The following is a 14,320-nucleotide window of genomic DNA, read 5'->3' as shown; positions in this document are numbered from 1 at the left end:
TCACAACTCATCGCGTGGTGCTGGACCTGCGGTGCTGACCTCCAGGCGCCGTCCGTGCAAGATCGCCGCCACCGAGCAGCCAAGCCAGCCCCAAGAAACACCAGCTCAGAACAGGTCTACGAGCCTGAAGCAGTACAGGCGCGAGCGGCTTTCGCCTGTCTGTCTTGGGAGGGGCCCTGCTCGACCATCGTCAGCGCGAGGGGCTCCGCAGGTGGCGGCGGCCGGGTAGCACGAGGATCGTCCGTCAGTAGGCTCCCTTGCCTGGCGGGTCCTCCGTCTCACGCGTCGAGCCCCTCCGCGTCGGCGTCCGGGCCCAGGGCCCGCCCCTGGTCGAATGCGGCCTCGAAGCCTGCTTCTCCCAACGCTGCCTTGAGCGCGGCGGTGATCCGGTCCACGTCGCCACGCTCGGCCGCCGGCAGCGGGGCGCCCGCCGAGGCGCGGGCCGCGGCCGCGGCGCCCAGCAGGCGCGCGGCCCGCACATGGTCTCCGGCGAGGGCCCACGCCCCGGCGAGCCCTTCCCGGGCCAGGGCGACGGCCCGGGGATCGCCGGTGTCCCGGGCCGCGGCCAGCCCTTCCAGGTGCAGCGCTCGGGCCGTCTCCGTGTCCCCGCGCAGCTCCGCGATGAAGCCGAGCTCGGCCAGGATCAGCGCCGCACCGTACTCCGCGTCGAACTGCCGGTTCCACTCCAGCCAGCGGCGCAGGTACGACTCCGCCCGATCGAACTGACCCTGCCGACGCGCCCCCAAGGCAAGCCCGAGCTCGGCGTACTCCTCAGCCGGCTGGTCCCCCTGCTCGACGGCAAGACGCCGGCCTCGCTCGTGGAACTCCTCGGCCCTGGCGTGGTCGCCGGTCAACAGGGAGATCCTGCCGAGTTCGGACCAGCGCATCGAGGCGTCGGTCCACAGTCCCAGGTCCTCAGTGATCTGCAGTCCCTCCCGGTGCAGGCGGCCCGCCTGCGGGTAGTCCCCCTCGATCTCCGCCACCCGCCCGAGCACGGCCATGGCCTGCGACTGCCCCCACCGGTCGCCGATCTCGCGGAAGAGCGTGAGGCTCTCCTCGGCGTCGCGCCGGGAAGCCTTGAGATCGCCGCACACGTACGTCTGCATCCCCCGGGCGCTGAGCCCGGCCGCGAGCGCCCAGCGGTCGCCGAGCGCGCGAGACCCGGTCAGCACCCGGTTCAGCAGTTCCTCGCCCACCGCGAATTCTCCGAACCGGGTGAGCGCGAAGCCGAGCAGCCAGCCCGCCCTGGTCCGCTCGTGCGGGTCGCGGATGCCCTCGTACACCTCCAGGACGGCGCGGCTGTGGCGTGCCGGCCCGTCGGGGGCGCCGGAAAGCAGACTCATCCCGGTCTGCCAGGCCACAGTGCCTGACCGGTCCGGCACCCGACCGGCGGTGGCGCCCTCCGCCGGGTCCGGCGTGCCCGCGTCGGATCCGGAAGGATCCTGCGGCTGGGCGAGGGCCAGGGCGAGGTAGCGGTTGGCCTCGCTGAGACGGCCGCGCAGGAACCAGTACCAGGTCATCGCGTGGACGAGCCGACGCATCAGATGAGCGTCGCCGTCGGCGGCGGCGCTGTCGAGGGCGCTGCGGAGGTTGGCGGTCTCGGCGTCCAGGCGGCGCAGCCCGTGCTGCTGGTTGGCGCCGCGCAGAAGGGAGTCGGCCCGCTCGGCGAACGCCGCGTAGTAGTGCGCGTGGGCGCGGCGCACCCGCTCGTGCTCGGATTCCCGTAGCCGCTCCAGGAGGTACGCCGAGACCGATTCGAGCAGCCGGTACCGGGGGCCGTCCGCCTCGTGGGCGACCAGCACGAGGGAGCGATCGACCAGGCGGGTCAGCAGGTCCAGGACCTCGGCGGGCTTCACGCCGGAGCCGGCGCATACGGCCTCGGCGGCCTCCAGGGTGCAGCCGTCGGAGTGGACGGCGAGCCGGCGCAGTACCGCCTGCTCGGCCGCGGTGAGCAGTTCCCAGCTCCAGTCGATCATCGCGCGCAAGGTCTGCTGCCGCGCGGGGGCGCCCCGATGGCCGCCGGTGAGCAGCCGGAACCGGTCGTCCAGGCGCCTGGCCAGCTCATGCACGCCGAGCACTCGTACCCGGGTGGACGCCAGCTCCAGGGCCAGCGGAATCCCGTCGAGCCGGCGGCAGATGGAGGCGATCGCCTGGGCGTTGTCCTCGGTGAGGTCGAAGCCGGGGGAGGCTGCGGCGGCACGCTCGAGGAACAACCGCACCGCGCTCGACGCACGCAGAACCGCCAGGTCGGCCGAGCTCCCGGGCAGGTCGGGCGGGGGCAGATCGAGCGGGGGCACTGTCCAGACCCACTCTCCCGGAACGCTCAGCGGCTCCTGGCTGGTGGCCAGGATCCGTACGTCCGGGGCGTTGCGCAGCAGCGCCTGGACCAGGTCGGCGGCGGCCTCGATGACGTGCTCGCAGTTGTCCAGGACCAGCAGCAGGCGCTGGGAGCGGAGCGCGTCGGACAGCCGGTCGAGCAGTGTGTGCGGCCGCCTGCCCGGCAGGGGGCCAGGATGGGTGTCGTCCCGGATTCCCAGCGTCGTGGCCACTACCTCGGCAAGTTCGTCTTCCGTGGCCGAGGTGCCGGGTCCGGTGGAGAAGGCCTGCGAGGCGAGCTCCACGAGCCAGACGCCGTCGGCGTAGGAATCGGTCAGGCCGGAGGCCACCTCTACCGCCAGGCGTGTCTTGCCGACCCCGCCGGGGCCGGTCAACGTCACCACGCGGCCTGCCGCGATCAGGGCGCGGATCCGCTCGACGGGCTTCGACCGTCCGATCAGGCCGGTGGCCGGGGTGGGCAGGTTGTTGTGGCGGCGCGGGGCGGGCGCGGGTGGCGGGACGGCCCGCAGAGCCGGGTCCTGTCGCAGGATCTCCTGCTGCAGGGCGGCCAGTTCGGGGCCCGGGTCAAGGCCCAGCTCCTCCTCCAGCCGGCGGCGTAGATCCTGGTAGCTGTCCAGGGCCTCGCTGGCCCGGCCCGCGCCGTACAGGGCGCGCATGTGGGCCGCGCGCAGCCGCTCCCGCAGGGGGTGGCGGGCGGTCAGGTCGCCGAGTTCCCCGGCGAGAAGGCTGTGCTCGCCCAGTTCGAGGCGGGCCTCGGCCTGCTCCTCCAGGGCCAGCAGGCGCTGCTCCTCCAGGCGCGTGACGGCTGCGCGGGTGAAGTCCTCGTCGATGAAGTCGGCGAAGGCGGGACCGCGCCACAGTGCCAGCGCCTCGGTGAGAAGCCCGGCACGCTCGCGGGGGTCGGCGATGGCACGGGCGCGCGTGGTGAGCGCGCTGAACCGGCCCGCGTCCACCGCGTCGTCCGCCACGTCGAGGAGGTAGCCGGGGCCTCGGCGTACCACCAGCTCCTGTTTCCCGGACCGGCCGAGTGCCCGCCGCAACCGCGACACCAGGGTCTGCAGGGCGCCTGTGGGATTCGCCGGCGCCGCGTCCCCCCACAGCTCGTCCACGAGCCGGTCGGCGGAGACCACCTGCCCCCAGGACGTCAGCAACGCCGCGAGCAGTGCGCGCACCTTCGACTCGGGCACCACCACGAGCTCGCCGTCCGCCGACCAGACGGCGAGCGGACCCAGCACCCCGAAACGCATGGACTCACCGTACGGCCACGTCGCCCCTGCCTGGCCTGTCAGCCCACCGCAAGCGGACCGAGAGAAAACCGCGAGCCCGGTCCCGCACGCTCTGGTGTGCCGGTCGGACCGGCACCCACCCGAACGTTTGAGCAGGGAGTCACCATGAGCAGGTTCGCAGGCAAGAAGGCCGTCGTCACGGGCGGCACTCACGGAATGGGCCTGGCCATCGTCCAGGCGCTCCTGGAGGGCGGCGCCGAGGTCGTCCTCACGGGCCGCAACGAGACGAAGATCGAGCAGGCGCGCACCGAGCTCAAGCCGGACTCCGCGCACGTCGTACGCTCCGACGCGGCCAGCATGGCCGACATCCGCGCGCTCGGCGACACCGTGCGGGACAAGCTCGGCCGCATCGACTACCTCTTCGTCAACCACGGCATCGCCGAGGTGCAGACGCTGGAGGACGTCACCGAGGACTCCTGGGACCGGCACTTCGCCGTCAACGCCAAGGGCGCCTTCTTCACCGTGCAGAGCCTGTCACCGCTGATCAACGAGGGCGGGGCGATCGTCTTCACCACCGTCGCCAACGACCTGATCTTCCCCGGGCTGAGCGCCTACTCCGGCTCCAAGGAAGCGGTACGCGCGGTCTCCCACGTCCTGGCGGCCGAGCTCCTGCCCCGCAAGATCCGCGTCAACTCCGTCGCCCCCGGCTACATCAAGACCCCCACCATGGGCGTCGCCGGGCTGAGCGAGGAGGAACGCCGTGAGTTCGAGCTGCAGGGCAGCCAGACCACTCCGCTCAAGCGCAACGGCACCGTCGAGGAGGTCGCCGCCGCCGCGCTCTTCCTGGCCGCCGACGCGACCTTCACCACCAATGTCGAACTCCCGGTCGACGGCGGCTTCGCTCAGGGCCTCAGCGGCGCCCACTGAGCCGACCCCCGCCACCAGCCGCCGCCCCGCCCACGGGCGGGACGGCGGCCCCGTGAACAGAAAGGTCACGACCATGAGCATCGATTTCGACACCTTCACGATCCCCGTCCATCCGGCCAGGCGTGAGCCCGCGGTCGGCGCCGAGCCCGTCCGGGGCAGCACCGAGGGAGGCCGCTGATGTGGGACGACGCCACGGACAGCCCTGACCCGTCAGTCGCCGAGCACGTGCGCCGCTATCTGGCCACGGACGGCCGCGACGGCTACCTGGAAGGAGGGGTGACCAACCTCGTCCTCACCGTCAAGGGACGCAAGTCGGGCCGGTGGCTGCGCACGGGACTGTTCTTCGGCGAGGACGACGGCCGCTACGTGCTGGTGGCGTCCGGCTCGGCCATCACCCACACGCATCCCGGTTGGTACCTCAACGTGGTGGCCAACCCGGAGGTCGGCGTGCAGATCCTCGGCGAGCGGTTCACCGCCAGGGCGCGTACCGCCGAAGGGCCGGAGCGGGAGCGGCTCTGGCGCATGATGACCGAGCTCGCGCCGGTCTACCGGACCTACGAGGCCAGGAGCCGTAGGGAGATCCCCGTGGTCGTCCTGGAGCCCATCAGACCGAGGCAGACAGATCCACACCCGCTGTAAGGACCCACGGACGTGACTCAGTGCGGACGGATCTCCCGACCCCATGGCCAGGACGGTCCGTCATGGCCTTCCGCCTGCGCACCCCCGTCGCGTCCCGAACCGGCCCAAGGATCCGCCCTCGCAATCGTTCGAGCAGCAAGGAGACAACGATGACCAACCACGTGGCGTCGTTCGACGAGATCAAGGACGAGTTCGACACCTACATCGGCGACATCGTGTATGCGACCATGACGACGGTCGACCAGAAGGGACGACCCCGTGCACGGGTGCTGATCCCCGTCTGGGAGAGCGTCGACGGCCTGCCACTGGGCTGGCTCGCCACCTACAGGACACCTGTCAAGGCCGCCCACCTGGCGGGCAACCCGCACAGCACGTTCTCCTACTGGACGCCGCGGCAGAACGCGGTGAGCATCGACACCGTCGCCACCTGGGTCGACGACCTGGAGACCAAGCGCCACGTCTGGGACCTTTACCGGCGTACGAGCCCCCAGGGGGCGGGCTACAACCTGGGCAACTTCTGGCGCGACCCGGAAGACCCGAAGCTGCACGTCCTGCGGCTGGAGCCGTGGCGTGTGCAAGTGATCAGACGCGGCAACCTGCCCGGCAGACTCTGGTACGCGCCAGGGAAACGCTGAACGGCGCCCGACCGCAGGTCCAGGACGCCGTCACGGGCTTCGCTGAGCGGCGGCCGCTCAGCTCCGGTCAGATCGCGGGACGCGGAGGATGGGCACTGGATCGGCGGCGAAGCGCGCGGTGCGCGGATCGCGCTCGTCGCCGAACCGGCGGGTGAGGATGTCGTACAGTTCGGGACGCCGGCCCTGCAGCCAGCGTCGTCCGGTGGACAAGGGCAGCAGGCTCAGGTCGAGGTCGGCAGCGACCATGGCATCAGCGGCGGCCCAGGTCTCGGCGAGGACGCGGCCATAGGGGTCGAGGATCATCGCGTTGCCGGTACGGATCTCGTCATCATCCTCCCCGACACCATTGCTGAACACGACAAATAGGCCGTTGTCGTGGGCCCGGGCGGGCAGCCAGCGCATCAGCCACTCGCGTCCGTTCGGTCCGCGCAGCTCCGCTTCGATCGCTTCGGGGTCGTGGTGCCTGCGGTGCCAGAGCTCCGCAGGGATGGGCCGCATGCCATGTGGGCTGCGGGAGGCGGTGCCGCCGGTCTGGTGGGGCGCGATGAGCACGGAGGCGCCCATCAGTGCGGTCGCCCGTACGTTCTCGACCAGGTTGTTGTCCCAGCAGATCAGGATGCCGACGCGTACGCCCCACGGAGTGTCGAAGACGGTGTAGGCATCGCCGCTGCTGATCGCCTCGTGTTCGAAGGCGTGCAGCTTGCGGTGCCGGTGGACCTGCCCGTCCGGCAGGCATACGGCATAGCTGTTGAACAGCCGCCCCTGCTCGCCGGCCTCCAGGAACCCCACACCCACAGCCACGCCGCGCTCCACCGCCAGATCGCGTACGCGGCCGACGGATGGCCCCGTCAACGGCTCGGCCAGCTCGCGCAGCCGCTCTGCCGAATGCCGGCGCAGGTGCCAGTAGCCCAGCAAGCACATCTCCGGGAAGGCGACGAGGTGCGCCCCACCGCCGACGGCCTCCCGCACGTAGTGTTCGACCCGGCCCAGGTTGTAGGCCTTGTCATCCGGCCGGTGCTCGAACTGCACGCTCGCGCATCTCAACCCGTCGCCGTTCGCCTGGTCTGGCTGCTCCATCATGGCCTCCCGTCACCCGTTCAGGACACCAGGACATCGCACGAGACTCCGATGCGTCCAATGAATGTTTTATGGCGTTCCATAGGATGAACGAATGGACATCGGGCTGCTCCGCGCCTTTCTCACCGTGGCCGAGCAGCGCAACTACGGGCGCGCCGCCCGGCTGCTCCTGGTGACGCAGCCCACGCTGACGAAGCAGATCCAGTCCCTGGAGGCACAGGTCGGGGGCCGGTTGTTCCACCGCGGGCGCCACGGCGCCACACCGACCGAGCTGGGAGCGGCCCTGTTGCCGGAGGCGCAGGATCTGGTGCGACGGGCCGACGCCTTGGCCGTGCGGATGGCCAGGATGGCCGGCGGCGAGATCGGCAGGCTGTCGGTCGGCTTCGGGCTCTCCAGCATCGACCTGACTCCCCGCCTGGTGGCGGCCTTCCGGCGCAGCCGTCCCGACGCGTACGTCACGCTGGAGGACATGTCCTCCCAGGAGCAGCTCGACAGGCTTCGCGCTGACGAACTGGACGTCGGCTTCGTCCGCCTTCCCGACGAGGACGGCTGGGGGCGGCTGATCCTGGGGACCGACCGCCTTGCGCTCGCCTCCGCCGATCATGGAGATCCCCCTCCGCCTGACCCGGCAGACATCTCACGCTGGGTGGATCGCCGGGATTTCGTCCAGCTGGTGACAGCCAGAGGCCCAGGACTGGCACGTCAGATCGACCGCTTCTGCACCGCCGTCGGGGCCCGGCCCAGAATCTTCCAGGAGGCGCATGACCTGCAGACCGTGCTGGCGCTCGTGGCGGCCGGGAGCGACGCCGCGTTCGTCCCGGCGAGCGCCGCCCGCATCGCTCCTTCGCCGATCATGATCACGCCACTCCGGCATCCGGCAGCGGAGTGGCGCATCGCCGCGGTCTGGAATCCCGGTCATCTTCCGCCGTTGGTCGCGAGCTTTCTCGACCTCGTCCGCGATGGCTCGGCTCGATGAGACGCAGGTGTGGCCACGCGTCAGATGCATGGACGAAAAGATGGCCGCCGCGACGCTGCACGCTGTAGCGCGCCTGCCTGCCCGGCCCCGGCCCGTGGCTCCTTCTCGCGCGGCGCTCTCCGCGTGAGAAGGGACGGCCTCCTGAACAGCCGTGACACCGACCGTTCCGGCCAGGACCGTGGCCATCAGACCTCTGCCTCAGCTCATACTTGCCTCTCAGCCCGAAGAGCAGGATCTACCTCCGGACGCCTTTGGGTGGCGAGAGGACCCGGGTTACCAACCCTGCCCGAGCCGGGGGCGTCACATCCGGCGGGACGTGGGAGGATCGCGTGCGTCCGCTGATCGAGTCGGGTCACGGTCAACGAATCGGAGGTCTCGTTCCATGGTCAGCGTCAGCAGGGAGACTCCGGAACAGACTCATGAGCGCCTCCGTCGCGTGATCACGATGGCGGATCTCACCGTGCACGATGGTGTGTGGTGCTTCGAGGAGTTCCCCGCCGACCGCCCGCCGGCACTCACCGCTGACACCTTGGCCGTGGTGCGTGACAGCGAGAGCTGGAGCCGGCTGGTCCCGCTGCGCCCCGGAGTCGCAGACGTCGAGCGCTTCGGGATCTTCTCCTTCCATTTCCCGGCCGAACTCGACAACAGCGGCTTCGTCGGCTGGCTGGCCGGCCACCTCAAAGCCGAGTTGGGGACCGGTGTGTTCGTCATCTGCGGCAGCAACCGAGCTCGGGGCGGCATCTATGACTACTGGGGCTGCCCGGTCGACCTCCTGGCGGAGGCCGTGGTGATCGTTCGGGCGCTGCGCCTTGCCCAGGGTTGATCAACCAGGGGCACCGGCCCCCGGATGTCCCGTCCGCCCGCGTTCAGGACCGTGATGGCTGTGCCGCCCCACTCCGATGTGTCGATGCTGACGTCCCTGCGGGCGAGCCGATGGTTCACCACGGCACCCGTCAGCGACGAGGAACTGCGCCAGGTGCTGGAGGCCGGCCGCTGGGCCGGCTCGGCCCGTAACCGGCAGCCGTGGAGGTTCGTGGTCGTACGCAGCGGTGCAGTCCGCCGCCGGCTTTCGGGCCTGGGCGCCTACGCCGCGCACCTCGCCACGGCGCCGGTCGTGATCGCCCTGGCCGTCGACGAGGACGCCGGCGGTGAGGACGCCCAGTTCGACGCGGGCCGCGCCGCGCAGAACATGATGCTCGCCGCCCACCTGCAGGGCCTGGGGAGCTGCCCCGTATCGTTCTTCCCCGCCACCAACGCCGACCGGGCCGGCCGGATCTGCCGGCTCACACCGCCCTGGCGAGTGCGTACCGCTGTATGCCTGGGCCACCCAGCCCCTGCCCCGCCCGGCAAGTCCGCCATCCCCACCGGCCGCCTGCCCCTGGCCGCACTCGTGACTGAGATCACTGACCCGACCGGCTGAGCGGCCTCACAAGATCCCATCTTTCTGCGCTGCAGGAAGGGATCTTTGAGCACATCACGCTCGTCTTCCAGCTCAGCGCGTTCCTTCTCCTACGCGGCTTGGTCCTGGGCGTGCTGCTTGGCCAGCTCAGCTTTCTCCCGCCGCAGCCGGGCCAAAGGCCACCTGAGTGGCCAGCAGCCGCGCGCCGCCGCCATGAGTGTGTCCGGCTGCACGCGATCAGTTTCGGCGGGGCCTGGTAGCCGCCGATGTCGGTCGCGGTCGGCCTGCGGCGTAGCGGCGGTTGTCGGACGCCATTGCGCCCGCCCGCAAGGGCACGCCGGTCAGGCGGGCAGCCTGGTCATCGAGGGTGGCGAACGGGGTGTGGGCGGGACTGCCCGCCTCGACGGTGGCGGCGAGGTGAAGGTGCGCGGCACCATCGAGCTCGATCACGAGCGTGTCAAGCGGAGTGGTGGGCCGAACCTCACGCGCCCCTTCTCCGCGTCCAGGAAGGCCACCGTCAACTCCAGCGCCTCGGGTAGCGCAGCGGCCGCCGGCACGCGGGCGGCCTGGCGTTCGGGGACACGCGCTCGGCTGGTGGTTCCGCCCCGGGCGCTGGGGCTCGGCGGCCGGCGCTCGGGTCGTCGGCGTGGCCTGTCAGACCGTCTTGGATTGGCCGCCGTCGATGACGTAGTCGGCGCCGTTGATGTTGCGGGCCTGTCCGGAGGCCAGGAACAGCACGAGTGCGGCGACTTCGGCGGGTTCGGTGAGTCGCCCGGTGTTGAAGCCCGCCTTGGCCGGGAAGCCGGTCAGGAAGTCCGCGACGGTGCTGCCGCCGGCTGCTGCCAGTGTTGCGCCGATGCCGTGCTCGCTCTCCCAGGCCGGAGTGCGGGTCGGTCCGGGAGAGACCGTGTTGATCCGCACCCCGCGCGGCCCGAGTTCCTCGGCCAGCGCCTTGCCCAGATTGGTCAGCGCGGCCTTGGATGCTCCGTAATCGACGGTGGCCGGCTGGGGGAAGCGTCCGCGGATCGAGGAGATGTTCACGATCGCTCCTTGGCGTTCCAGCAGGGACGGCAGGGCGGCGCGGATCGCGCGTACAGCGGAGAAGAAGTTGACCTCGAACGTGTACTGCCATTGGGCATCGGTGATCGCGCCGAACCCTTCGAGCCGCGCGTCGAAAGCGCCCACATTGTTGATCAGCACGTCGATGCCGCCGAGGACGTCGGCGGCTTGGCCTACCGCCTCGGCCGGGCCTTCGGCGGTGGCCAGATCGACCGCGATCGGATGTGCTCCGGTGGCCTTGAGCTCCGGCCTGGCCGTGCGGGCCACTCCCGCCACCCGGGCGCCCTGGGCGATCGCGTCGGTGACGATGGCCAGCCCGATCCCCTGGCTCGCTCCGGTCACCACGACTGCTTTTCCTGACAGGGACATGACGCTCTCCATCTGTAATGGTCGTTCCAAATTGAGGGTAAATAAAAAAGCCGTGGCCGCCTCACAGGGCGGCGATCGTCGCGTCCACCACCTCCTCCAGTTGCTGTCGGTCGGTGGCGGCCTTGCCGAGCACCCGCAGCCCGTAGACGGCGTTCAACACAAATCGCGCCAGGGCGGCAGCGCTGCGCTCGCGCGTGATCTCACCATCTCGCTGACCACGCGCCAGGGCCGCCGCCAACGCCTCCTCGACGCGGGCGAAGATGCGCCGCACCAGCGCGGTGACCGCCTCGTCCTTGCCGGCCAGCTCGATCGCGGCGTTCACCGCCAGACATCCCCGCCGTCCGGGATCGCCGAGTTCGGCATCGATCACCCCCAGCATCAACTGCCGGATGTGCTCCTTCACCGGCCCCGGCTCTTCCAGCAGTGCGATATCGGCCTCGGTGTTGCGTTCGAGGTATCGGCGCAGTGCCAGCTCGTAGAGCCGGTGCTTGCTGGCGAAGGCGTTGTAGAGACTGCTGCGCCCCAATCCGGTGCAGTCCACCAGATCCTGCGCGGACGTGGAGGCGTACCCGCGGGCCCAGAACGCCTCCATGGCGGCGTCAAGCACCTGCTCATCGTCGAAGCCTCGCGCCCGGGACATGACGATCAACCTACTCCATTAGTAATGGTCGTTTCAAATCGGCCGGACGGGGAGACCCGGCCTTGGCGTGCGACTCGCGTGCCGACCGCGCCTGAGCGACCAGCGCCGGCAGGATCGGATGGCGGCGCTCCCCCGGCCTGGCGCATCCCGCCCGAGCTGCCACATCGCTACTGATCACCTTGGTGGTGTGCAAGAGGTCGAGAATTGTCGGTGTGGAGCCGCCACTCCCCCGCCTGCCGCCGAGCGGGCCTCAAGCCGCCCACGCGGCTCTCACCCCGAACCGTGGAGCGTGACAGGCCCGATTTCGAGCGGCTGACCCTGACTCGCCGGGTGCGAACAACTCGTCGCAGCGACGGTCGTCACCGCCGCCACCCCTGAGCCGGCGCCGAGGCTGTGGTCCGGCCAGCGCGCTCCGATACGGACAGGTCATCACGAAAGAAGATCAGATGCCCCTCTAAAGCCTGAAGAACCGCTTTCGCTACTGTGTTCCAAGATCAGAAGGGGGTGGCTGGGAGCGCGACCCCGTTGCAGCCAATGGGAGGATCGATGGGGAACGGTGGACGCATGCACCTGGTCCGGTGGGCGCGAGGCGGTTTTGCCCTGTCCTGCAGTGCTCTTCTCGCTGCGTGCGGAGGGTGGGCGCCACCGGACCGGTCCGCCCCGGACCTGGCGGTCACGCCAGAGACGTCTGCCACGGTGAGCCCGTCGCCCTCTCCATCGGGTGCCTCGTTCGAGGGACGCGGTCCGGTGCTGTCTGTGAAGAAGGGGCCCTATCCGCACTCGGTTCAGATCGTGGACGCCCAGCTCAGTCCCGACGCTCCGCAATCCCCGGCGCCGCTGGGCCTGACATACATCCAGCTCGTGTTGAAGGTCACCAGCGCTCCGGGACGCCCCCTCAAGGCCCCGCATCCCCAGGCGTACTGGGTGGTTCACTACGACGGCTGCAAGTCCGCCCAGGAAGCCAACAGCCAGGTCGGCTGTGGTGGCATGGACAACGGGACCAACTACTTCACCGAAGAGGAAATGCATTCCCCGGAGTACGGCACCGGCGTTTCGAAGCAGTTTGGCGACCTGGTGGCGGACACTCCGTACTGGACTCGCGCCTGGCAACTGGTACCGGAGAAGGCCGACATGTCGCGGGCTCAACTGTGCGAGGGGGTACGTACCGGAACCCCGGACAACTGCATCCCCCTCGGGACGGTTCGCCATGACGGCGGGCAGCGCCCGGCGGCAGGCTGACAGGCCTCGGCCGAGAGCAGTACGGGGTGGGGCGGTCTGCCGTGCCCTACGGTTCGTGAGAACTGTCCCCTCCCGGTGCCGCGGCTCCCTGCTCCCCTGCCTTGCCCTGGGAACTGCGGGGACCCGTACTACTACTCCGCCTCCAGCACAGGCAGGCTCACCACCACGTTCCGCCGTGTGGCTGGTGTCGCTGGGACATGATCAGGCGCCCAAAGCCGTCGAGGTCACCCGACCGAAGCCGGACTGGTCCGATCATGCCCTCGAATCGTTCGGTCGATGGCGCTGTAGCGCGGTGCGGAAGGACTGGCGGTAGGCCGAGGGCGGGACGCCGATGGAGGCGGCGACACCCGCGCCCCGGCCGGCCGCGAGCTCAGGCGAGGACCGGGAAGTTGCTCCGGAAGACCCCGTGCGGGTCGCGGGCGTGCTTGAGGTCGCGGAGGCGGGCCAGAGTCGCGCCCGTGAAGGCGCTCGCGGCGCGTTCCCCCTGGCCGAGGAAGGTGTACGGCTTGCGCCCGCTGGTGTGCGCCAGCAGCGAGGTGCTGAGTTCGCGTTGCCGTTCGGTGACGGCGGCGCCCGCCTCCGGGGTGGGGGACAGGCCGAAGAGGTAGAGGGCGTACGGCTCGGCCAGGTGGCCCGCGGCCGTGTCCGAGGGGCGGCCCAGCGCGCCGCCCAGGTGCCGGAGCTGCACGCTGAGCAGCGGGTCGATGGGCCGCTCCAGCAGCACGTCGGCGACTTCCGGTCCCAGCCCGGTCAGCAGTTCCGCCCGGGAGCGGCCGGCGCCGGGATCGGTGGGTTCCGCGGTGATGGCGGGCAGGTCGGCGACGGCCATCATGGCGCGGGAGTCCGACAGCCCGCCGTCGATCTTGTCGAGCGGACGGAGCAGCCGTTCGGCGTCCCCCTGTGAACCGAGGAAAGTCACGTCCACGGCGACCATGGGCGGGGCGCCGGGGAAGCGCAGGAGGTCGTACCAGGCGGTGAGCTCTTCGGGCGCGTCGGCGGTGATCTCCCGGTAGGCCGCGAGGACGTCGCGGGCCTTGTCGCCCGGCCACAGCATCCGCCCGCCGTACAGAGCGGGAGCGGGGTGCAGGTCGAACTCGACGGCGGTGACGATCGCGAAATCACCGCCGCCGCCACGGAGGGCCCAGAACAAGTCGGGGTCGCTGTCGGCGTCGACCCAGGCACGAGCGCCGTCGGCGTCGACGACGGAGAAGGCGCGCACGCTGGAGGCGGCGAACCCGTGCTTGCGGCTGAACCAGCTCAGACCGCCGCCCAGCGTGTAGCCGGTGACGCTGACCACCGGGGAACTGCCCGCCAGTCCGGTGAGCGCGTGCGGGCTCGCCGCCTGCTGCACCCGGCCCCAGCTCACGCCGGCGCCCGCTCGGGCCCGCCGTTCCTGCGGGCGGATCACCAGGTCGTCCAGCCTGCCGGTGCGGAGCAGGATCACGTCGTCCACGTCACCGCTGGCGCCGTGGCCGTTCGGCTGGGTGGTGACGGTGAGACCGGCCAGGCGCGCGTGCCGTACCAAAGCCGCCACGTCGTCGGCGTCGGCGGCCTCCACGACCGCGCGGACGGGCTGCTCCACCGCCAGGTTCCACGGGCGGCGAGCCTGCTCGAAGCCGTCGTCCCCGGCCGCGAGCACGGCGCCCCTGACCACACTGCGCAGTTCGTCCCCGATGTTCATGTCGCATCCCCTTCGTCGGCGTTGGAGCAAGGCTCTCGCAGGTGAGCTGGGGTCGAGCTGGGGTCGAGCTGAGGTCCGGTTGAGGCGGGCGGCATATGCTGTGACCTCGGGGAATC

At 70.6% G+C, this 14,320-nt stretch carries 12 protein-coding genes; 7 read left to right on the top strand and 5 right to left on the bottom strand.

The annotated features are described in order from the left end of the window. Window positions 1-278: 278 nt before the first annotated feature. Window positions 279-3,584, bottom strand: a complete 3,306-nt coding sequence (locus AB0J53_RS19460) for a BTAD domain-containing putative transcriptional regulator (RefSeq protein WP_364173891.1) — start codon at window positions 3,582-3,584, stop codon at window positions 279-281. A 144-nt stretch (window positions 3,585-3,728) separates the two neighbouring features. Between AB0J53_RS19460 and AB0J53_RS19455 the strand changes: the two genes are divergently transcribed. The 3 genes from AB0J53_RS19455 (at window position 3,729) to AB0J53_RS19445 (ending at window position 5,764) form a co-directional block, all read left to right on the top strand. Beyond that, window positions 3,729-4,490, top strand: coding sequence for an SDR family oxidoreductase (locus AB0J53_RS19455; protein ID WP_364173889.1), 762 nt, complete (start codon window positions 3,729-3,731; stop codon window positions 4,488-4,490). Window positions 4,491-4,667: 177 nt separating this feature from the next. After that, window positions 4,668-5,129 (top strand): nitroreductase family deazaflavin-dependent oxidoreductase, encoded by a 462-nt coding sequence (locus AB0J53_RS19450; protein WP_364173886.1) that lies wholly within the window; start codon window positions 4,668-4,670, stop codon window positions 5,127-5,129. A 149-nt stretch (window positions 5,130-5,278) separates the two neighbouring features. Beyond that, window positions 5,279-5,764, top strand: coding sequence for a pyridoxamine 5'-phosphate oxidase family protein (locus tag AB0J53_RS19445; protein WP_364173883.1), 486 nt, complete (start codon window positions 5,279-5,281; stop codon window positions 5,762-5,764). A gap of 57 nt (window positions 5,765-5,821) precedes the next feature. On the opposite strand, the gene AB0J53_RS19440 is transcribed toward AB0J53_RS19445, so the two are convergent. After that, window positions 5,822-6,841 carry a nitrilase family protein gene (locus tag AB0J53_RS19440; protein ID WP_364173880.1) on the bottom strand — a complete coding sequence of 340 codons (1,020 nt, stop codon included), beginning with the start codon at window positions 6,839-6,841 and terminating at the stop codon, window positions 5,822-5,824. Window positions 6,842-6,935: 94 nt separating this feature from the next. On the opposite strand from AB0J53_RS19440, the gene AB0J53_RS19435 reads away from it, so the two are divergent. From AB0J53_RS19435 to AB0J53_RS19425, 3 genes are all read left to right on the top strand, one after another. Beyond that, a complete protein-coding gene (locus tag AB0J53_RS19435) occupies window positions 6,936-7,817 on the top strand; it encodes a LysR family transcriptional regulator (protein WP_364173877.1) in 882 nt (293 codons plus the stop codon). Between the two features lie 382 nt (window positions 7,818-8,199). Beyond that, the gene (locus tag AB0J53_RS19430) at window positions 8,200-8,640 is read left to right on the top strand and encodes a DUF6196 family protein (protein WP_364173874.1); all 441 of its coding nucleotides are present in this window, start codon (window positions 8,200-8,202) and stop codon (window positions 8,638-8,640) included. A gap of 84 nt (window positions 8,641-8,724) precedes the next feature. Next, window positions 8,725-9,237: a nitroreductase family protein gene (locus tag AB0J53_RS19425; RefSeq protein WP_364173872.1), complete on the top strand. Its 513-nt coding sequence runs from the start codon at window positions 8,725-8,727 to the stop codon at window positions 9,235-9,237. A 633-nt stretch (window positions 9,238-9,870) separates the two neighbouring features. Here AB0J53_RS19425 and AB0J53_RS19420 read toward each other — a convergent pair. Next, complete coding sequence (locus AB0J53_RS19420) at window positions 9,871-10,644, bottom strand: SDR family oxidoreductase (protein WP_364173869.1); 774 nt, start codon at window positions 10,642-10,644, stop codon at window positions 9,871-9,873. A 61-nt stretch (window positions 10,645-10,705) separates the two neighbouring features. After that, on the bottom strand, window positions 10,706-11,284 hold the full coding sequence (locus AB0J53_RS19415) for a TetR/AcrR family transcriptional regulator (protein WP_364174815.1): 579 nt from the start codon (window positions 11,282-11,284) through the stop codon (window positions 10,706-10,708). A gap of 747 nt (window positions 11,285-12,031) precedes the next feature. Here AB0J53_RS19415 and AB0J53_RS19410 point away from each other — a divergent pair. Beyond that, the gene (locus tag AB0J53_RS19410; protein WP_364173866.1) at window positions 12,032-12,523 is read left to right on the top strand and encodes a hypothetical protein; all 492 of its coding nucleotides are present in this window, start codon (window positions 12,032-12,034) and stop codon (window positions 12,521-12,523) included. A 370-nt stretch (window positions 12,524-12,893) separates the two neighbouring features. On the opposite strand, the gene AB0J53_RS19405 is transcribed toward AB0J53_RS19410, so the two are convergent. After that, window positions 12,894-14,204 (bottom strand): FAD-binding protein, encoded by a 1,311-nt coding sequence (locus tag AB0J53_RS19405; protein ID WP_364173864.1) that lies wholly within the window; start codon window positions 14,202-14,204, stop codon window positions 12,894-12,896. Between the last annotated feature and the right edge of the window lie 116 nt (window positions 14,205-14,320).

Origin of the sequence: Nonomuraea sp. NPDC049725, assembly GCF_040674795.1 — a bacterium.
Taxonomy (GTDB): Bacteria; Actinomycetota; Actinomycetes; order Streptosporangiales; family Streptosporangiaceae; genus Nonomuraea; species Nonomuraea ceibae.
This window is presented reverse-complemented; position numbering and strand designations above follow the sequence as displayed.